The 20,062-nt window shown below is 62.2% G+C and carries 16 protein-coding genes and 1 tRNA gene; 12 read left to right on the top strand and 5 right to left on the bottom strand.

Going from position 1 to position 20,062, the window contains the following annotated elements:
• Nucleotides 1-177: 177 nt before the first annotated feature.
• Complete coding sequence (locus IF103_RS14930; RefSeq protein ID WP_104881507.1) at nucleotides 178-1,185, top strand: zinc-binding alcohol dehydrogenase family protein; 1,008 nt, start codon at nucleotides 178-180, stop codon at nucleotides 1,183-1,185.
• 7 nt (nucleotides 1,186-1,192) lie between these two features.
• On the opposite strand, the gene IF103_RS14935 is transcribed toward IF103_RS14930, so the two are convergent.
• Complete coding sequence (locus tag IF103_RS14935; RefSeq protein ID WP_027908151.1) at nucleotides 1,193-2,110, bottom strand: LysR family transcriptional regulator; 918 nt, start codon at nucleotides 2,108-2,110, stop codon at nucleotides 1,193-1,195.
• Nucleotides 2,111-2,352: 242 nt separating this feature from the next.
• Here IF103_RS14935 and IF103_RS14940 point away from each other — a divergent pair, with 242 nt between their 5' ends.
• Nucleotides 2,353-3,123 carry an SDR family NAD(P)-dependent oxidoreductase gene (locus IF103_RS14940; protein WP_027908152.1) on the top strand — a complete coding sequence of 257 codons (771 nt, stop codon included), beginning with the start codon at nucleotides 2,353-2,355 and terminating at the stop codon, nucleotides 3,121-3,123.
• 106 nt (nucleotides 3,124-3,229) lie between these two features.
• Here IF103_RS14940 and IF103_RS14945 read toward each other — a convergent pair.
• The 4 genes from IF103_RS14945 to gacA form a co-directional block, all read right to left on the bottom strand.
• Nucleotides 3,230-3,305, bottom strand: a tRNA-Gly gene (locus IF103_RS14945).
• 64 nt (nucleotides 3,306-3,369) lie between these two features.
• Nucleotides 3,370-3,930, bottom strand: coding sequence for a CDP-diacylglycerol--glycerol-3-phosphate 3-phosphatidyltransferase (pgsA, locus tag IF103_RS14950; RefSeq protein WP_023381192.1), 561 nt, complete (start codon nucleotides 3,928-3,930; stop codon nucleotides 3,370-3,372).
• A 33-nt stretch (nucleotides 3,931-3,963) separates the two neighbouring features.
• On the bottom strand, nucleotides 3,964-5,787 hold the full coding sequence (uvrC, locus tag IF103_RS14955) for an excinuclease ABC subunit UvrC (protein WP_023381193.1): 1,824 nt from the start codon (nucleotides 5,785-5,787) through the stop codon (nucleotides 3,964-3,966).
• Nucleotides 5,788-5,793: 6 nt separating this feature from the next.
• Nucleotides 5,794-6,432 (bottom strand): response regulator transcription factor GacA, encoded by a 639-nt coding sequence (gene gacA / locus IF103_RS14960; RefSeq protein WP_023381194.1) that lies wholly within the window; start codon nucleotides 6,430-6,432, stop codon nucleotides 5,794-5,796.
• A 739-nt stretch (nucleotides 6,433-7,171) separates the two neighbouring features.
• Here gacA and IF103_RS14965 point away from each other — a divergent pair.
• From IF103_RS14965 to IF103_RS15010, 10 genes are all read left to right on the top strand, one after another.
• The gene (locus IF103_RS14965) at nucleotides 7,172-8,479 is read left to right on the top strand and encodes a nucleotide sugar dehydrogenase (RefSeq protein WP_027908154.1); all 1,308 of its coding nucleotides are present in this window, start codon (nucleotides 7,172-7,174) and stop codon (nucleotides 8,477-8,479) included.
• 184 nt (nucleotides 8,480-8,663) lie between these two features.
• Nucleotides 8,664-10,193 carry a glycosyltransferase gene (locus IF103_RS14970; protein ID WP_023381196.1) on the top strand — a complete coding sequence of 510 codons (1,530 nt, stop codon included), beginning with the start codon at nucleotides 8,664-8,666 and terminating at the stop codon, nucleotides 10,191-10,193.
• 32 nt (nucleotides 10,194-10,225) lie between these two features.
• Nucleotides 10,226-11,389 (top strand): PilZ domain-containing protein, encoded by a 1,164-nt coding sequence (locus IF103_RS14975; RefSeq protein ID WP_202675450.1) that lies wholly within the window; start codon nucleotides 10,226-10,228, stop codon nucleotides 11,387-11,389.
• A 19-nt stretch (nucleotides 11,390-11,408) separates the two neighbouring features.
• On the top strand, nucleotides 11,409-12,860 hold the full coding sequence (locus tag IF103_RS14980) for an SEL1-like repeat protein (protein ID WP_202675451.1): 1,452 nt from the start codon (nucleotides 11,409-11,411) through the stop codon (nucleotides 12,858-12,860).
• On the top strand, nucleotides 12,857-14,311 hold the full coding sequence (locus tag IF103_RS14985; protein ID WP_104881504.1) for an alginate export family protein: 1,455 nt from the start codon (nucleotides 12,857-12,859) through the stop codon (nucleotides 14,309-14,311). Before IF103_RS14980 ends, IF103_RS14985 begins: the two co-directional genes overlap by 4 nt.
• Before the next feature lie 14 nt (nucleotides 14,312-14,325).
• Nucleotides 14,326-15,753 carry an MBOAT family O-acyltransferase gene (locus tag IF103_RS14990; protein ID WP_023381200.1) on the top strand — a complete coding sequence of 476 codons (1,428 nt, stop codon included), beginning with the start codon at nucleotides 14,326-14,328 and terminating at the stop codon, nucleotides 15,751-15,753.
• Nucleotides 15,754-15,762: 9 nt separating this feature from the next.
• Nucleotides 15,763-16,857 (top strand): alginate O-acetyltransferase, encoded by a 1,095-nt coding sequence (locus tag IF103_RS14995; RefSeq protein WP_023381201.1) that lies wholly within the window; start codon nucleotides 15,763-15,765, stop codon nucleotides 16,855-16,857.
• Between the two features lie 18 nt (nucleotides 16,858-16,875).
• Complete coding sequence (locus IF103_RS15000; RefSeq protein WP_023381202.1) at nucleotides 16,876-17,514, top strand: alginate O-acetyltransferase AlgF; 639 nt, start codon at nucleotides 16,876-16,878, stop codon at nucleotides 17,512-17,514.
• A gap of 28 nt (nucleotides 17,515-17,542) precedes the next feature.
• Nucleotides 17,543-18,943: an alginate O-acetyltransferase AlgX-related protein gene (locus IF103_RS15005; protein WP_023381203.1), complete on the top strand. Its 1,401-nt coding sequence runs from the start codon at nucleotides 17,543-17,545 to the stop codon at nucleotides 18,941-18,943.
• Entirely contained in the window at nucleotides 18,934-20,061 is a 1,128-nt protein-coding gene (locus IF103_RS15010; RefSeq protein WP_027908158.1) for a polysaccharide lyase, read from the top strand. Before IF103_RS15005 ends, IF103_RS15010 begins: the two co-directional genes overlap by 10 nt.
• The last annotated feature ends 1 nt before the right edge of the window (nucleotide 20,062 follow it).

Here is a 20,062-nt window from a genome sequence, read left to right on the forward strand (position 1 = left end):
CCGAAGCACCCGTCGCAGCCGGCAGGTGCTGCAGCGGATGCGCGCAGCCCTCGCCCAATCCGACACGCAAGACTTTCGCCAAAACGACGAAAGTCTTGCGGTGATTACCCTGTTTCTGCATCAGACCAACATGGATAGCCTGACATCACGTCTGAACCTCTGTGAAGGAAAAACCCCATGAAAGCCATCGTCTTCAGCCAGCCCGGCTTGCCGATCCAAGACCCGCAATCGCTGTACGAAACCACACTGCCCCAACCCACGCCTGGCCCACGCGACCTGCTGGTGGAGGTCAAGGCCATCGCCGTCAACCCGGTCGATACCAAGGTCCGCGCGCGCAGCAGCGGCCACGGCCCGCAAGTGCTGGGTTGGGACACTGTCGGCATCGTCCGCGAGGTGGGTGCCGACGTTTCGCTGTTCCGACCTGGCGACGAGGTGTTCTACGCTGGCGCAATCGACCGCCCTGGCAGCTACAGCGAATATCACCTGGTGGATGAGCGCATTGTCGGGCACAAACCCCGCACCCTTGACAACGCCAGCGCCGCCGCCCTGCCACTGACTTCCATCACCGCCTGGGAACTGCTGTTCGATCGGCTGGGTGTCAAGGAGAGCGGCGGCAAAGGGCAAAGCCTGCTGGTGATCGGTGCCGCGGGCGGGGTCGGATCGATTCTCGTCCAGCTGGCTCGTCGGCTCACGCAACTGACCGTCATCGGCACCGCGTCGCGCCCGGAAACACAGCAGTGGGTGCAGGTAGCCGGGGCTCACCACGTGATCGATCACTCAGCACCGATCCCGCACCAGTTGGAAACGCAGCAACTGAGCCCGGTCGACTATGTGATCAGCCTGACCCACACCGACAGCTACCTTGAGCAGATCGTCGAAGCCCTGCGTCCCCAGGGCAAACTCGCACTGATCGATGACCCTGAACACCTCGACATCATGCCACTCAAGCGCAAATCGCTGTCTGTCCATTGGGAGCTCATGTTCACCCGATCGCTGTACCACACCGACGACATGATCAAGCAGCATCAGCTGCTCGAACGGGTCGCCCGGTTGGTCGACGAGGGTGTGCTGAAAACGACCCTGGGCGAACATTTCGGCAGAATCAGCGCAGAAAACCTCAAACGCGCCCATGCGCTGATCGAAAGCGGCAAGGCCAAGGGCAAGATCGTCCTGGAGGGATTCTGATAGCGGGTCAGTGCCCTGCGATGGACGTGTTGATGTAATGCTCACAACGCTCGGCCAGGAAGGTCCGCAACACCTGCAATGCGGGCGTGAGCGACGTGCGATGTGCGCATACCAATTGAAGCGGCGCTGGCTGGCCATGCTCGGGCGGGAAGATTTCCACCAACTTCCCCCTGCGTATGTCGTCCATGACGTCGAGCTTCGACTTGTACACCACGCCCAACCCGGCGACCGCCCAGCGTCTGACGATGTCAGCATCGTCACTGATGCGGTCGCCGGTTACCTGAAGGGTTTTCACTCCGTCAGGCGTGTGGAAATGCCAACGTTCGTAGGTTTGCTCACCCATGACATAGCGCAGACAGTTATGCCTGCTCAAGTCCTCCAGCGTCTGGGGCCGCCCGTGGCGGGCGATGTAGTCGGGAGACGCGCAGACGGTGCGGCGGTTGGAGGGTGACAGCATCAGCGACACCAGGCTCGAATCAGCGAGCTGCCCATAACGGATGCTGGCGTCCAACTGTTCGCCGAACAGATCGGCAACCTGATCACTGACACGCAGCTGCAAAAGAACCTGCGGGTGCAGTTGCTGAAACGCATCGAGCCATGGCAGCAGGACGTTGCGGCCCAGGTCCGATGGCATGGACAGGCGCAGCAGGCCGGCGATTTCATCGCGACCCTCGGTCAGTGCCAACTCGCCCAAATCCAGAGACTCCAGGGCTTGGCGGGCGTGAGGCAAATAGCGTACACCATCTTCCGAGAGGCGTAGCCGGCGAGTTGAGCGGATGAACAGCCTCACCCCCAGGCAGGTCTCCAGGCGCTGGATCGCGCCACTGGCCAGGGCCGGCGAAATGTCCAGCAACCTCGCGGCTGCGGAGAAGCTGCCGACCTCAGTGGTGGTGAGAAAGATCTGCAGGTCGTCGACGCGGGGGATTTTCTTCAAGGGTGCAAAGTCTGTGACGGAGGAAGAGAGGTTTCAGCGTAAAGGGAATGCTGAGCATTGGACAGCCACTGAGGATGATTCAGCGCGCCGGCCCTGGGCAAGCATCGAAATCGCTAGGCAAAAGATTTGGCCGCAGGTGCCTACACTGCTTGTACGAGGTAAACGGCAGACCGGCACCGCCGCCAAATGGTGCTTGAACCGCTCACGTCGAGGATAACTGCGCGAGGTGCTGCATGAGCCTGATTCCCCATCTGTCTGGCAAGGCCAATGTGCTGGTATGCGGCGCAAGCCGGGGTATAGGGTTGGCGCTTTGCGAGGCGTTGTTGGCTCGCGAAGATGTTTCCCGGGTCTGGGCCGTGTCGCGCAACGCCACGCACGATGACAGGCTTGCGAAGCTCGGGCAGCTCAACAATCAACGCTTGGTGCCGATAGATTGCGACGCACGCGACGAGCAAGCGCTTGCGGCGCTTGCCGGACAGGTGGCGCGCGGTTGCGATCACCTTCACTTGGTCATCAGCACGCTGGGCATCCTTCATCAGGGCGGCGCAAAGGCAGAAAAATCGCTGGCGCAACTGGACCTGGCTGGCCTGCAGGCGAGCTTCGCCACTAATGCATTCGCGCCGATATTGTTGCTCAAACACCTGTTGGCGCTTTTACGAAAAGGGCCGACTACCTTCGCAGCGCTGTCGGCCAGGGTTGGCTCGATTGGCGACAATCGGCTGGGCGGTTGGTACAGCTACCGGGCGAGCAAGGCGGCGCTGAACCAGTTGCTGCACACGGCAAGTATCGAGCTCAAACGCCTGAACCCCGCAGCCACGATTCTGGCACTGCATCCGGGTACGACCGACACCGAGCTGTCGCGGCCGTTTCAAGGAGGGGTACCCGCTGGCAAACTCTTCGAGCCTGCGTTTTGCGCGCAGTGCCTGATCGAGCTAGTGGGACGGTTTGGGCCGCTGGACAGCGGAGGCTTCTGGGCATGGGATGGGCAAGCGATCGAGTGGTGAAGCCTTCGGGCAGGTTACCGGCGAGATCGCTGAAACTAAAAAAGGGCCCTAAGGCCCTTTTTTCACGACTTACAGATCCCATTGCGAAACCTGTAGATCTTTAATTTGGAGCGGGAAACGAGACTCGAACTCGCGACCCCGACCTTGGCAAGGTCGTGCTCTACCAACTGAGCTATTCCCGCGTCGTGATGGGTGCCATTCTAGCGATATCTAAAACGGCGTCAACCCCTTGATTCGAAAAAACTTTTATTTCTGCTCCGAGCCTTCGCGCAGATGCGGCCAGGCTGCCAGCAGGTAGTGTGCCATGGACCATAGGGTCAAGGCGGCCGCCACCAGCAGCAGTGCGTAGCCCAGGATCACCCAGAAAGTGACCAGCGGCGGGTTGGCCAGCAGAATCACAAGCGCCAGCATCTGCGCCGCAGTCTTCCACTTGCCGAGGTTGGACACCGCCACATGCGCCCTCGCCCCCAGTTCGGCCATCCACTCTCGCAGGGCCGACACCACGATTTCGCGACCGATGATCACCGCCGCTGGCAGAGTCAGCCAGAAGTTGGCGTGCACTTGCACCAGCAGCACCAGGGCCACGGCCACCATCAGCTTGTCGGCCACGGGGTCGAGGAAGGCGCCGAACGGCGTGCTCTGCTGCAGACGACGGGCCAGGTAGCCATCCAGCCAGTCGGTGGCGGCGGCGATGGCGAACACACTGCTGGCGGCTGCATAGCTCCAGTGATAGGGCATGTAGAACAGCAGAATGAAGATCGGAATGAGCAGGACGCGTAGAACGGTGAGCAGGTTTGGAATATTCATCGGTACGACTGGCTGCGGGTTGAGTCGGGCATTCTACTCGCTATGCAGGCTGGCATAAATCGACTCGGCAAGCTTTTTACTGATACCGGGCGCTTTGGCGATTTCATCGACACTGGCGCGGTTGAGCTCCTGCAGGCCGCCGAAGTGCTTGAGCAGGTCTCGACGCCGCTTGGGCCCTACCCCGGCCACATCCTCCAGGCTCGAAACGCGGCGAGCCTTGCCACGGCGGGCGCGATGCCCCGTGATCGCGAAACGGTGAGCCTCGTCGCGGATCTGCTGAATCAAATGCAGCGCCGGGTTGTCGCCCTTGAGGGTGAATTCATGGGCTACGTCGTTCAAATACAGGGTCTCGAAACCCGCCTTGCGGGTCACGCCCTTGGCCACACCGAGCAGGGTCAGGTCGGTGATGGCAAGTTCCTGCATCACCTCCCGGGCCATGTTCAGCTGGCCTTTGCCGCCGTCCACCAGCAACACATCGGGCAGCTTGCCTTCGCCGTCCTTGATACGGCCATAGCGCCGAGTCAGCGCCTGGTGCATGGCGGCATAGTCATCGCCAGCGGTCACGCCTTCGATGTTGAAGCGACGATAGTCGGACTTGAGCGGACCTTCCGGGCCAAACACCACGCAACTGGCCACGGTGGCCTCGCCGCTGGAGTGACTGATGTCGTAGCACTCCAAGCGCTGTGGCACTTCATCGAGCCCCAGCACCTGGGCCAACGCCTCGAAACGCGCAGCCATGTGCTGGCGGTTGGCCAGGCGGGCGTTGAGCGCCTGCTCGGCGTTGGTAACCGCCAACTGCTGCCAGCGGGCACGGGTGCCACGCACGCGATGACTGATCGCGAGCTCACGACCACGCAAGCTGTGCAAGGCCTCGCGGATCGCGTCGAAGTCCTCGTGCAGCACGTTGACGATCAGCTCGCCCGGCAACTCGCGCTCGGCATTGCCCAGGTAATACTGGGACAGGAACGCAGCCATCACATCAGCAACCTCTTCCTCGATGCCCACCTGAGGGAAGAAGTTCTTGCTACCCAACACCCGACCGCCGCGCACGCTGATCAGGTGCACACAGGCCCCACCGGGGTTGACGAAGGCGGCGACCACATCGACGTCGCCCGAGCCACCCTCCATGTATTGCTGGTCCTGCACCCGGCGCAACAGGGCTATCTGGTCCCGCAGCTCCGCGGCCCGCTCGAAATCGAGGGCCATGGCGGCCTTCTCCATCTCGGCATTGAGCTCGTTGCCCAACTGCTGACTGCGCCCCTCGAGGAACATCACCGAGTGGCGTACATCCTCGGCATACTCCTGTGCATCGACCAAGCCAACGCACGGCCCTTTGCAGCGCTTGATCTGATACTGCAGGCACGGCCGGGTACGGTTGGCGTAATAGCTGTCTTCGCATTGGCGTACCGAGAAGGCCTTCTGCAACAGGCTCAGGCTTTCACGGATAGCCCCTGCGCTGGGGTACGGACCGAAATAACGCCCCTTGGCCTTCTTCGCCCCACGGTGGATCCCCAAGCGGGGGAATTCGCCATCGGAGAGAAACACATAGGGGTAGGATTTATCGTCGCGAAGCAGAATGTTGTAGGGTGGTCGCCACTCCTTGATCAGGGTCTGCTCCAGCAACAATGCCTCGGTCTCGTTGGCGGTGATGGTGGTTTCGACCTGGGCGATGCGGCCTACCAAGGCAGCGGTCTTCGGCGCCAGCCCCGTCTTGCGGAAGTAGCTGGCCAGGCGTTTCTTGAGGTTCTTGGCCTTGCCCACGTAAAGCAGACGTGCCTCGGCATCGAACATCCGGTACACGCCCGGGCGGCCGCTGCAGGTTGCCAGGAATGCACTGGCATCAAAAATCTGGGACATGGGTCTTTACAGGCTTGCGTCGACCATACCGTGGCGAACGGCCAGCAACGTCAGCTCGACGTCGCTGGTGACGGAGAGTTTTTCGAAGATCCGATAGCGGTAAGTATTGACGGTCTTGGGCGACAGGCACAACTTGTCGGAGATGATCTGCACCTTCTGGCAACCGACGATCATCAGGGCGATCTGGATTTCCCGCTCGGACAGGGCATCGAAAGGCGACCCCTGGGGCTGGAAGGACTTGAGCGCCAGTTGCTGGGCAATCTGCGGGCTGATGTAGCGCTGCCCGGCGAAAGCCAGGCGAATGGCCTGGACCATTTCGTCCAGCCCTGCGCCTTTGGTCAGGTAACCGGCGGCGCCGGCTTGCATCAGGCGCGTGGGGAATGGGTCTTCTTCGCACACGGTCACTGCCACCACCTTGATGTCAGGGTGGCTACGCAACAGCTTGCGGGTGGCCTCCAGGCCACCGATCCCAGGCATTTTCACGTCCATCAGGACGACGTCCGGCTTGAGTTCGCGGACCTGCTTGAGCGCCGACTCGCCTGAATCCGCCTCGCCCACCACCTGCAAGCCGTCGATGTCGGCCAGCATGCGGGTAATACCGGTTCGTACCAGATCGTGATCGTCGACCACTAGGACCCTAATCAAGCACACACCTCGTCAACAGGGCGATTGGATCCCGCCACCTTAACAAAATTTTTCGTGGCGGACCTAGCGTAAAACTTCTGTCAGAAACGTCTGGCGCTGCTGCGCGGACGACCTTGCCGTTCCACGGGCGCAGTCTTGACCTGGTCACTGCCCCAGCATCCACCCGGATGCCCTGTGGCCGGAAGCCGGCAGTCAACGAAACCCAATAGCATCATGCGCAATTAGATATCTAAATGCCACTACGGCCCTCCCCTTCGATTGTCGCAACCCAGGGTTTCATCTGTATGCCACCACCGCCTGCCCCGACAATTAAATCAACGGGGAGGCAAATCCTTGAAAAGCAATCACACCAGCAGGGGAAGATCAATTAACCGGACATTCTCCGGCCCTTTTAGGCGTGGCGAAAACACCGCAAAAAGCCGAAAAGACGCAGATTTGACGTCATTTTACCGCCCCTTCAACAGCAAACAATTTTTTGACGCCTAACTATCATAAAACTTTAACTATTTGATTTTTAACGGTTTTATAAACTTAACGAGAAACCTTTTAGTTATTTTCAACTTTAAGAACACCAACACTTGCAGCAAAAATAAAAACCCCCTTAGGATGTAAATAGACAACTAAGAAACAGCCTGTTACGCCACTTCCGAGCGCGGCTAACTTCTGCGCGCCTGCCGATCGAAAACTAACCAAACTGAGTATCTCGGCCGGCGTTGCCGCGCCCGAGGAAGAGGGATCTATGAACATCAGTATCTTTGGACTTGGCTATGTAGGCGCAGTCTGCGCGGCGTGCCTGTCGGCACGTGGCCACACCGTGCTGGGGGTAGACATTTCTCCAGCGAAAATCGACCTCATCAACCAGGGCAAGTCGCCCATCGTCGAGCCTGGCCTCGAAGCGTTGCTGCTCGATGGCGTCAGCAAAGGCCGACTGCGTGGTACCACCGATGTCCAGGCCGCGATCTTCGCCACCGACCTTTCCCTGCTATGCGTCGGCACACCAAGCAAGAAGAACGGTGACCTGGACCTGGTATACATGGAAGCGGTCTGCCGCGAGATCGGCACGGCCCTGCGCGACAAGGCTGGCCGCCACACCGTGGTGGTACGCAGCACCGTGCTGCCGGGCACGGTGAAAAACGTGGTGATCCCGATCCTGGAAGCGGCTTCAGGCAAGAAGGCCGGTGAAGATTTCGGCGTCGCGGTGAACCCCGAATTCCTGCGTGAAAGCACCGCCATCAAGGACTACGACTTCCCGGCCATGACCGTGATCGGCGAGCTGGACAGCCAATCAGGCGACCTGCTGGCTTCACTGTACGAGGGCTTGGACGCACCGGTGATCCGCAAGTCGGTGGAAGTCGCCGAGATGATCAAGTACACCTGCAACGTCTGGCACGCCACCAAGGTCAGCTTCGCCAACGAGATCGGCAATATCGCCAAAGCCTCGGGCGTCGATGGCCGCGAGGTGATGGACGTGGTCTGCCAGGACTACAAGCTCAACCTGTCGCGCTATTACCTGCGCCCCGGCTTCGCCTTCGGCGGCTCGTGCCTGCCCAAGGACGTACGCGCCCTCACTTACCGCGCCAGCCAGTTGGACGTCGAGCACCCGCTGCTGGCGTCGATCATGGCCAGCAACCGCAACCAGGTGCAGAACGCCCTGGACCTGATCGAGCGCCAGGACAAACGCAAGATCGCCCTGCTCGGCCTGGCCTTCAAGGCCGGCAGCGACGACTTGCGCGAAAGCCCGTTGGTGGAACTGGCCGAGCGCCTGATCGGCAAAGGCTATGACCTGCGTATCTTCGATGCCAACGTCGAGTACGCACGGGTCTTCGGGGCTAACCGCGATTACATCGAATCGAAGATCCCTCACGTCTCCTCCCTGCTGCACAGCGACCTCGACCAGGTGATCGACGACGCCGAGGTCATCGTCCTGGGCAACAACGACGCACGCTTCGCCCAGGCTCTGGAGGCCAGTGATGGCAAACGGGTGATCGACCTGGTCGGTTTCATGCCCCAGACCAGCGACGCGCAACGTCAGGGCATCTGCTGGTAACCGGCAGCGTGCCTAACCCGCCGTCCCGTGGGAGTCGGCGGAGCCAGCGACGCAATTAGTTGCGTCCGGGGGCTGCTATGCAGCCCTTCGCAGGCTCCGCCAGCACCCACAAGCCCCGAGTTCCGTCGACGAAATCACCTTCGTTGATCGACATCGGGCACCCGACAACAGGAGTTGAAGCTACATGGATCGACAGCAACAGCATCCCTTCGAGGCACCCGGCTACCTGCGTGCAGGCGCCAGCTTCTTCGCCTGGGCATGCCTGGCCGGGCTGATCGCGCTGGCGTCGGAGATGGTCGCGCCGCAGTACCTGGACCCGAACCATCACCTGTTCATCTTCATCATCGGCACGCTGGGCATGTGGCGCTACGGTAACGCGGTCGTCCACTACGTGCGCGGCATGTACTTCCTGCACCTGAAGTTCCCACGCCTGCGCCGCCAGGTCGAACGCATGGGCGATGCGGCCCTGCCCTCGCACCTGTTCATGGTGGTGACCAGCTTCCGCATCCCGACCCTGACCACCTTCAAGGTCTACCAGTCGGTGTTCCAGGAAGTGCAACGGCTCAAGGTGCCCTGCACGGTGATCGCCTCGATTGTCGAGAAAGGCGACGAGACGTTCATCAAGGACATCCTGCGCAACGAGGTCAAGGACCGCGACGATATCAGGCTGGTGATCGTCCGTGCACGCGGCACCGGCAAGCGCGATGGCCTGGCCCACGCCTTCCGTGCCCTGTCCCGGCAGATGCCGCTGGACGATGCGGTGGTCGGCGTGGTCGACGGCGACACCATGATGCTGCCCGGCTGTGTGGAGCGCGCGGTCAAGCTGTTCGCCCTGCTGCCGAATGTCGGCGGGCTGACCACCAACGAGTTCTGCGAAGTCGAAGGCAGCCGCTGGATGCGTCAGTGGCACTCAATGCGCTTCGTGCAGCGGCATATCAACATGTGCTCCATGGCACTTTCGCACCGGGTCCTGACCCTCACCGGGCGGCTGTCGTTCTTCCGTGCCAGCGTGATGACCGACCCCGAATTCATCCGCGACGTCGAGGCCGACTTCCTCGAACACTGGCGTCTGGGCCGGTTCCAATTCCTCACCGGTGACGACAAGTCGAGCTGGCTGAGCCTGATGCGCGCCGGCTGGGACACCTTCTACGTGCCCGACAGCCACACCCTGACCGTCGAGCACCCGCCAAGCGACAGTTTCTGGGTCGCCACCCGCCAACTGATGTTTCGCTGGTACGGCAACTCACTGCGCCAGAACTTCCGCGCCACCGCCCTGCTCGGGCGTGCTCGCCTCGGGCTGTTCACCCTGTACGTCCTATTGGACCAGCGCATCTCGATGTGGACCTGCCTGATGGGCCTGACGGCTTCGGTGATGGCGGGGCTGATCTTCGGCATCCAGTACCTGCTGGTGTACCTGTTCTGGGTACTGCTCTCACGCAGCCTGGTGACCGTGCTGTTCGTCTTCGCCGGCCACCCGGTCAGCCCGATGTACCCCTTCGTTCTCTATTACAACCAGATCGTCGGTTCGCTGATGAAGGTCTACGCGATGTTCCACATGGACCAGCAAAGCTGGACGCGGCAGAAGACCACCCTGAGCACCGGCAACGTCGACTTCGATGCGACCCTCAACCGCTGGTCCTCGAAGGCGATGCTGTGCTCCTCGATCGCCATCTTCTTCGGGGTCATCACCGTTCTCCTCGAAGTCTCCCGATAACTCAACGCAACGTTAAGGAAAGGCGCCTGCACATGAGTAGCTCGAACATTCCCGTGGCCCCGGGCAAGACAGCGGCCAACATCGTTCATGAGGCGATCGACGAACGCCAGCATGTACGCACCCGCATGAACGCACGCGTGCGTTTGTCCGCCGCAGGTCAGGCAGCGTTCGAAACGGCCCTGCAGGACATTTCCCTGGGAGGCATGGGCCTGCGTCACGAAACGCCGCTGAAAATCGGCGCGCTGTACGACGCCTCGATCCGCCTGCGCCTGAACCAGGTCGACCTGAGCATCGACAGCAAGATCCGCATCGTCTCGCAGCGCGGCAGCGAAGTGGGCGCGCAGTTCGTCGAGCTCGACGCACAGAAGCGCGACATCCTGCGCTACCTGATCAGCGCCTACCTGTCGGGTGAAATCGCCGACATCAATGGCCTGTTCAACGTCATGCAACGGGAAAACTACATCAAGGAGCGCAAGCAGAAGTACGCCACGGCACGTACCCCCGGTGCCCGCCTCAAGGCCTTTACCGGCACCCTGCTGTACACCGCCGCAGGCTTGGCGGCGCTGGCCTTCGTCGGCTACAAGGGTTACCTGTTGTTCTTCCGCATTCCGGCGGTCCAGGCGCAGGTGTCCACCCACGCCCAGGTCATCAGCATGCCCGACAACGGCTACGTGAAGTACCTGCTGCCTGCCGGCGCCACCGAAGTGCAAGCCGGCCAGCCGCTGGCCAACGTGTCCACCCAGCTGGCAACCAGCTTCACCAGCCCGGCCGACATGAAGGCAGTGGCCGACCTCGCCCCGGGCGATCTGCAAGCCTTGCTAGGCCGCGCCACCCTCGAAACGGTGATCAACAGCCCCTGCGACTGCCAGGTGTACTACCCGACCCAACGCCTGGATGGGTACGGCTACAAGGATGCGCCGCTGATGCACCTGCTGCCCAAGGACCAAGGGCTCTTCGTGCGCGCCAATGTGCCGTTCGACAAGCTGGCCGATGTCGACCGCGTGCGCTTGGTGGACATGCAGGTGTTCGGCCTGGACCAGCACTACAGCGGCAAGGTGGTCGATGCCCGGGTCGATGAAGTCAATCGCAACCTGGCCCTGACGATTCAGCCAGACAGCCCGCTGCCAGCCTCGGCCTATCAGAAGGCAGTCGCGGTCGACCTGTACCTTGGCCTGCCCTTTGGCCGTGCCAATTGAGCCTGTCGAGGACAATGCCATGACCCTGATGACGCCCACGCGCTTGCTGCTGGCCAGTCTCACCCTGGCTTGTGCGGGCAGCGCGACTGCCGGCCAGAGCCTGGAGCAGGTGCGCTATGCCCTGTTCAAGGATCCCAGCGCCGATGTGAGCGCCGATTTGCGTGAACTGGCACAGCGCGGTGATCTGGCCAGTACGCTGCTGCTGGGCGATGTCCTGGCCAGCCGCGAGGATGTCAGCCGTCAGGAGGTGGTTGCGCTCTATCACACCGCGTTCGGCGATGGCCAAGGCATGGTTCCGGCACTGGCCTCGTTGGCCCGGCTGATCGACCGCACCCCCAGTCTTCGCGAAGCACAACGGCCATGGTTCGAGCGCGCCCTGACCCGCTACCAGAGCACACTCGACCCACGCAACGCCAGTACCACACTGGAAGTGTTCCTCACCTATCCGCAACTGGTGAGCGTCGACCAGGCGGCGGAACTGCTGGAACTTTACGAGCGCTCGTGCTTGCTCAACTGCCGCCCGCAGCTGTACCGGGCGGTGCTTGCCGAGCGCCAGGGCGACCAGTGCGCGGCCGAACGCTGGTACCGCGAGGCCGTGCGCTTCGATGCGCGCGCGATCGACCGCTACTACGCCTTCCTCGGTGATCGACAAGACCAACTGTTCCCGGCTTTCGCCACTTCACTGGAGGCGCAGCGCAGTCAATTACCAGTCGATATCGTGCACCGTATCGCCTCGCTGCTCGACAACATCGCCAGTGTTCAGCGCGCCGAGCAGGAAGCCGACCGTATCGAACGTCAGAGCCGCGAGCCTGACACGCCGCCCGTCGCACCGACGCCCGAACAGCAGGCCCGTGACAAAGCCCAGGCCGATGCCTTGGCGATCGCCACCGCACAGGTGCAACGCTGGCGTGACGAGGCCGTCGCCAGGGGCTTCGTCCCGGCCATGGTGTCCAAGGCCAACTTCATGATCTCCAACCCCACCGAGCACAACGCCGAGGAAACCCAGGCGCTGATCGATCAAGTCCGCCTGCGCGAGCCGATGCGGGCCAAGGCGTTGCAGGCCTCGTTCTACATGGTCAACAACTGGCTGACCCTGGACCCGGAGAAGGCCCGGGCCCTGATCGACGAACTGCGCGCCAGCCAGTATCCCGGTGCCGGCCTGCTGCTGGCCGACTACTACAGCAAGGGCGTGCAGGACCAACCCGACCAGGACAAAGCCCTGGCGCTGTTCCAGGAAGAGGCTGCCAAGGGCTCGACCGCCGCCTGGTACCGCATGGCCACGTTGCACGCCTATGGCCGCGCCCTTTGCCATGACCCGGTCAAGGCCTACACCTATGCGCGGATCGCGCTAGACCTCGGCGAGCGCAGCGCCCGTAGCTTGGTCCGACGCCTGGAAAAGACGTTACCCAAGGATGACATCGAGCGTGCCCTGGCCGCGCGCAACGATCTGCTGAAGGAGGCCACGCTGTGAAAACCCACCATCCCCTGTTCGCTGCCCTGCTCACCCTGACGCCGCTGTCCGTGGTCCTGGCCGCCGAAGAAATCACCGGCCCCGAAGCCGACAGCAACGCGCCGGTGCGTGTTGCCACAGCCGATGGCAGCGAGCCGCTGATCACCTCGGAATTCTTCAACAAACTCACCGTGCAGACCGGCTACGGCCCGGAAGACTCGCAAGTCGGCAGCGATCGCGAAATGTTTTACAGCTTGCGCTACGAGCCATCATTTGCCTGGTATTCGCCCGAAAAGCGCTGGGCCAAATGGATGGTCTACGGCCGCCTGTGGCTCAACTACGACTCCAGCGAGTCGAGCAACCTGACCAACGAAGCCACCAACAGCAGCGAACGCGAACAGCCCGAGGGCTGGTACGCCGAGCTGCGCGAGCTGTACGTCAAGCGCAACCTGATCGGCGACGACCCGCGGTATTCCGCGTCACTTGGCCGGCAGCGCTTCTACGACGACTACGGCATCTGGTGGGACGACAGCCTGGAATCGCTGCGCTTCAACTACCAGGACACGTTCTCCGAGGCGTTCATCGCCGTTGGCCAGAAGTTTCACAACTACAACACCGATGTGAACAGCCTTGCCGATAGCGAAGCGCGCACCACCTACGTGATGGGTCAGTATGCCTACCGCTGGAGCCCGAACAACCAGGCCGGCGTGCGCCTGATGCACGAGAACGACCACAGCGGCCACGACGCCGAAGACCGCTACGACTTCAAGGGCCTGCGCTACGGGTTGTTCTTCAAGGGCGACAACCTGGGCCTGCCGGCGCTCAGTGACTACCACCTGGAGCTGGCCGCCCTGGATGGCAAGATGGACAACACCGACGGCAATGGCACGACCACAACTGGCCACGGCAGCAAGGGCTGGGCCGCCTTGGGTGAGGTCGGCAAACGCTTCGACACGCTGCCCTGGACGCCACGTATCGCATTGCGCGGCGGCCTCACCGACAAGCCAAGCGACGAGAACGATGGCTTTCGCCTCAATGCCATCCAGTCGGACCGCATCACCCGCAGCGGGTCCTACAGCACGCGCCTGACCAGCTCGTTCGTTGCCCTGGACCTGCGCAACCTCAGCTACTACGGCATCGCCGTCGAGACCAAGCCCACTCCCCGCAGCGCCCTGGACCTGCGCGTGACCCAGCTCGACCTGCGCGATGAAGACGGCACTTTGCCCATCCGCATGAACGGCGACCAACGGGCCGAGCGCAACCGTGCAATCGCCCAGGGCAGCAATGGCAATGGCCGCAATGTCGGGCAGATGGTCGACCTCAATTACTACTGGAAGATGTTTCCGCTGGCACTCGACGGCAAGCACCTGGATGTCAACGCACTGGTCAGCGCCAGTTACCTCAATGCCGGCAGTGCATTGGCAACCGGCGACGACTACCAGCTGAGCGTCGGCGTGGTCATCAGTTACTAAGGACGGGCAGCGCCATGATCTTCGCCTCCAACGTGTTCCTGTTTCTCTACCTGCCGCTGTTCCTGGCCGTGTATTTCCTGGCCAGGGCGCAGTGGCGCTCGACGGTGATCGTCGTCGCCAGCTACCTCTTCTATGCCTGGTGGCGACCGGACTTCCTGTTGCTGTTCGTCGGCATCACCTACTGGAACTACTGGTTCGGCCTGCGCATCAAGGCGCGCCTCGACGCGGCGGACAAACGTTGGGCGCTTCGTCTGCTGTGGATCGGTGTAGCCGGCAACCTCTCGACCCTGGGCTACTTCAAGTACGCCAACTTCGGCGCCGAAGTGCTGGCCCTGCTGCTGGCGCCACTGGGCATCGACACCTGGACCCTGGAAAACATCTTCCTGCCCCTGGGCATCTCGTTCTATGTGTTCCACGCCCTGAGCTACATCGTCGACATCTACCGCAAGGACGCCACGCCGACGCGCAATTTCATCGACTTCGCCGCCTTCGTCGCATTGTTCCCGCACCTGGTGGCCGGACCGATCCTGCGCTACAGCCAACTGGCGCCGCAGCTGCGCGAACGCACCCATTCGCTGGAGCTGTTCTCGCTGGGCGTGTGCCGCTTCATGCTCGGCTTCATCATGAAAGTACTGATCGCCGACCGCCTGGCGCCGATCAACGCGCTGTTCGTCAGCGAAGGCACCCTGCAGTTCAGCGACGCCTGGTTCGGCCTGGTGGTCTCCACCCTGCAGTTGTACTTCGACTTTGCTGGCTACAGCCACATGGCCTTGGGCCTGGCCTTGATGATGGGCTTTCGCTTCCCGGAAAACTTCAACCAGCCCTATGTGTCGCAGAGCATCACCGAGTTCTGGTCGCGCTGGCACATGACCCTGGCGCACTTCCTGCGCGACTATGTGTACATGCCCCTGGTACGCAAGCGCGTGGCCGGCGCATTGCCGGCGCTCATCTGGACCATGCTGCTGTCCGGGTTGTGGCACGGGGCGAGCTTCGCCTTCATCTGCTGGGGACTGTTCTTCGGCGTTGGCATGGTACTGGAACGCAAGTTCAACCTGGCGACCAAAGTCAGCACCCCATACCACCTGAGCCGCAACCTGCGCACCGGCCTGCTGATCGTGCTGAGCATGCCACTGTTCTTCACCATGGACCTGCGCCACAGCATCGACATCTACAAAGCGCTGTTCGGCTTCAACGGCTTCGGCTCGCTGGAGCTGTACGTGCTCGGCGCCTCGAAAATGGCCATGGCCTTCGCCCTGGTGGCCTTGGCCTGGCTGGTCCTGGCGGGCATCAACAATGTGCGCTTCTACGCTGGCAACAAGACGGGGTACTTCATGCGCCATGTCGGCGCGCTGCACAGCGTGTTGCTGTGGGGCGGTTTCCTGTTGGCGCTGAGCAGCCTGGCGGCCAATTCGTTCTCGCCCTTCCTGTATTTCCAGTTCTAGGAGACGGCCATGTATCCGGTGATGAATTCGGCCAGCAAGGCCAATGGCATTCTGTTCGCGCTGGCACTCGGGGCGATGTTCGTCTACTCGCTGCCACCGGTGTTCAGCTTCGCCCGCACCCAAAGCGATGCCTGGAACCTATTCGTCGACGGCAAGCTGCTACGCAAGTTCGAGCAGGTGTACGACAAGCGCTTCTTCCTGCGAGCCCCCTCCGTGACGCTGTGGGCCGACGCGCAGTTCCAGCTGTTCGGCGAAGGTACCAAAGGCGTGGTGCTGGGCAAGGATGGCTGGCTCTACACCAACCAGGAATACCGCGTGCCCAATGACCTGGACGCCAACCTGACGGGCCAGCTGGAGCAGATCGTCAAGGTCCGCGCGCAATTGGCCGAACACGGCAAACAACTGGTGGTACTGCCGCTGCCAATGAAGCTGGATGTGTATGCAGCGCACGCCGAGCATGCGTTCGACCCCAGGGTGACCGGCCTGTACGACCGTTTCGTAAGCGAGCTGCAACGACACCAGCTGGACGTGGTGCCGCTGCGCAGCGCGTTCCTGGCCAACCTTGGCGGCCCGAAGCTGTTCCTGAAATCCGACACCCACTGGAGCCCAGAAGGTGCGCGCCTGGCCGCCTACGAACTGGCACGTCAACGTCCGCAATTGCTGGGTGATCAGGTCTACCTCTCGCACCCGTCCGGGGAGAAAAGCATCAAGGGCGACCTGATGAACTACATCCAGTTCGACCATGCTCGCCTGGCGCCGCAGTTCGGAGCCAACCCGATCAAGCTGTACGAAACCCTCAAGGCCGAACAAAGCAGCGATGACCTATTCGCCGAGCAGGAGCAGAGCCTGCTGCTGGTAGGCACCAGCTACAGCAAGATCGACGACTGGAACTTCGTCGGCTTTCTCAAGGAGGCACTCAACCGCGACCTGCTGAGCATCGCCGTCGAGGCCCGCGGCCCGTTCGAAGCCATGAACCAGTTCCTGGCAAGCGATCAACTGGCCAACCCACAGATCGAAACGGTGGTATGGGAATTCCCCCTTCGCACCTTGCTCGCCCACCGTCCCGGCGCGCTCAGCCGCAGCGCCGTGCCCCAGCATTTCTGACGAATCAAGGAGAACCTGATGAAACCTGCTCACCTGTTTACCGCCGTTGTCCTGGCCACCGCCAGCCAGGCGGGCTACACCGCCGAAGGCAATGCCGACCTGTACGATGCAGTAGCCCCTGCCGATTCGGCCTTCGTCCGCGTGCTGAACCTCTCGGACCGCAGCATCGACGTCACGTTGAGCGGCAAGGTCAACCCGCAGAAGGTTGCGCCCGGCCAGCTCAGTGGCTACCGCTTCACCTCAGCCGGCAGCCACAAGATCGCGGTCGGCGGGCAATCCATCGAGCCGCAGCTGAAGGCCAACGCCGCCAGCACCGTGATCTACGACGGCAAGCAACTGAAGCTGATCGCCGACAAATACGTCAACGAGCCGAAGAAGGCACAGATCGCCTTCTACAACCTCACACCGGCACAAGCGGCGCTCAAGACCGAGGACGGCAAGCACGTGGTCGTCGACCCATTGGCCAACGGCCAGACCGGCAGCCGCATGGTCAACGAGCTCAAGATCGGTTTCGCCGCCTATGTCGCCGATCAGAAGGTGGCGGAATTCGACGATCAGTTCCTCAAGAAGGGTCGCTCGTACAGCTATGTGCTGCTGCCCCAGGGCAACGGCTACCGCAGCATGACCCAGGCCAACAGCATCGACCCCACCGAGTGACGCCCACGCTGCAAGGATGGATAGGTACATGAAGACCCTAGTAAGTGTGTCTCTAAGCGCAGCCCTGGCCCTGCTGAGCCTGCCTGGCCAGGCCGCACAGGCGCCAAAAGCCGGCTGTGAGAACCTGCGGTGCATGGTCTGCCCGGCGCTCAGCGACCCACAGCGTTACACCGAGGGGCGCATGAAGCTGATGCGCGAAATCGTACCCGGCAAGGACCGCTGGCTATTCCGCTCGGCGGTGGACCTGACCAACGACTTCGGCATTCCCGCCCCTATGCGCCCGGAGTTCGCCCGCTTGATGCAGGCCTTCCAGCGCCAGGGCATCCACGTGGCCATGGCGGTCCAGCCCACCCGCGGGCTGATGCACCGCGACAAACTGCTCGAAGGCCAACTGCACGGTTTCGACTATGCCCAGGCCAGCGCCCACCTCAGTGCCTACCTTGGCCAGTTGCGCCAGGGTGGTGCAGTGGTGGCGCCGATGATGCAACTGGTGCAGCAGCCGCCTCAGGGCGAGTACTTCTTCCGCCGCGACCACCACTGGACCCCGGCCGGCGCCGAAGCCACTGCCAGACTGATGGCCGAAGAGATCCGCCGCCAACCGTTCTACGGCGAGTTGACCAAGAAGCAGTATCGCACCGAGCCTGGGGTAATGGTGCCCAAGGATGGCACGCTGAACCTGGCGCTGAGCAACATCTGTGGCAACAACTATGGCTTCCAGTACGTGCGCGGCTTCCAGACCATCCCGGTGGCCGACAGCGCCGATGCGCTGTTCGACGAAGCGCCAGACCCGCAAGTGATCCTGGTGGGAGACAGCAACGCCGCTGCACGTGAAGACGAGAGCAAGCAGTTCAATTTCGACGGCTACCTCAAGCAATACCTGAGTGTGGATGTACTCAACTATGCCCTGCCGGGTGTCGGTGAGGACGGCTCGCTGCTGGCGTACCTGCTGTCGGAAGACTACGACCCCAAGGCCCCGCCCAAGTTGATCGTCTGGGAACTGCCGGCCAACTACCGGCTTGATTCGCCGTTGATGTATCGCCAGTTGGTGCCGGCGGTTCAGGGCGGCTGCTCGGCCAACAGGCAAGTGTTGGGGTCGAAGTTGCAACACCCGGCGCTGAAGGTTGGCGAGCGCATCGAGCTGCTGAGCAACGCGGGCAGTTCGCGCCAGTCGTTGAGTGGTTCGAAGGGGTTTCTCGACATCCGCCTGAGCGACAAGAACATCAAGGACTTCTACATCATCGTCTATTACGACAATGGCGCGCGCGACAAGGTGTGGTTCCGTCGCGAGGCAGCCGTCAGCGGCGGGCAGTACTACCTGGAACTGAGTAAGGACCCAGCGTTTGCCGGGGCCAACTTGCTGTCGGTGTTCATGGAACCGACCAAGGCGGGCACTGCGGCCACCGAGGTGGAGACTCGTCTGTGTCTTTGAAGATGCTCATCGGGGCTGCCTCGCTGCTTCCCCTGGCCCTGCTCCCCCCCCAGGCTCAGGCAGCCCAGTCGATCTGGCCTGCGCATCCCACGCCACAAGCGGCCATGATCGCCGACTACCACACCCTGGCCTGCAGCAAGGAGCCTCCGCCGCCCTATACCGGCAGCCTGCGCCTGCAGAGCAAGTACGACCAGCGCGACGTCAGCAAGTCGACCCTGCGCAGCAGCCCCGATGCAGGCAGCGAACGCATCGGCAAGCAGGTCAAACAGTTCGTCGGCGGGCTGATCTACGCCGGCAAGCGTTTCCAGCGGGCGAAAAAGCCGCAGGACGCCAACATGGCCCTGGCCTGCCAAGACCAATGGCTGCAAGACTGGGCCGAAGCCGGCGCACTGCTCAACCCGGATGCCAGCGGCACAGGCATGGCCGCGCGCAAATGGGCTTTGGCGGCAATGGCCGGAACCGTGCTGCTGACCCAGTCAGCCAGTGACGGCAAGGTGCGACTGAGCGAGGCTCAGCAGTCGTGGTTCACTCGCCTGGCCGAATTGGTGATCCACGAGTACGACCCACGCCGCGATGCCCCAGGCGTGTACTTCAACAACCACGACTACTGGGCTGCCTGGGCCGTAGCCGCCACCGGCATGCTGGTCGGGCGCGACGACTTCATCCAGTGGGCCGACGGCAACCTACGTCGTGGCCTGGCCCAGGCGGTGCGTTCCCGCGATGGCAGCTACGCCTACCTGCCGCTGGAAGTGGCGCGGGCCAAGCTTGCCGCCACCTACAGCCAGTACGCCTTGGTACCCCTGGTATTGCTGGCTGAATCGGCGCGCGTCAACGGCCTGCCGTGGAGCGCCGACGACCAACAGACCTTGGACCTTCTGGCCAACTTCGCCGCTCGCACGGTGCTTGACCCACGCGACCTGCCCGAACTCGAAGGCCAGTCCCAGGCGGATGTAGCGCCGTACAAACTGGCCTGGTTGATCCCGTTCCTGCAGCGCAATCCCGGCCACGCCCTGGCGCGCCAGCTGTACGACAGCGAAGACGGCGATGTGGACAACTACAGCCAGCTCGGCGGCCCTATCAAACCGTTTTACCCCTCATTGCCCGGATCAAGGAACTGAC

This window comes from Pseudomonas sp. SK2 (assembly GCF_016772395.1).
Lineage (GTDB): Bacteria > Pseudomonadota > Gammaproteobacteria > Pseudomonadales > Pseudomonadaceae > Aquipseudomonas > Aquipseudomonas taiwanensis.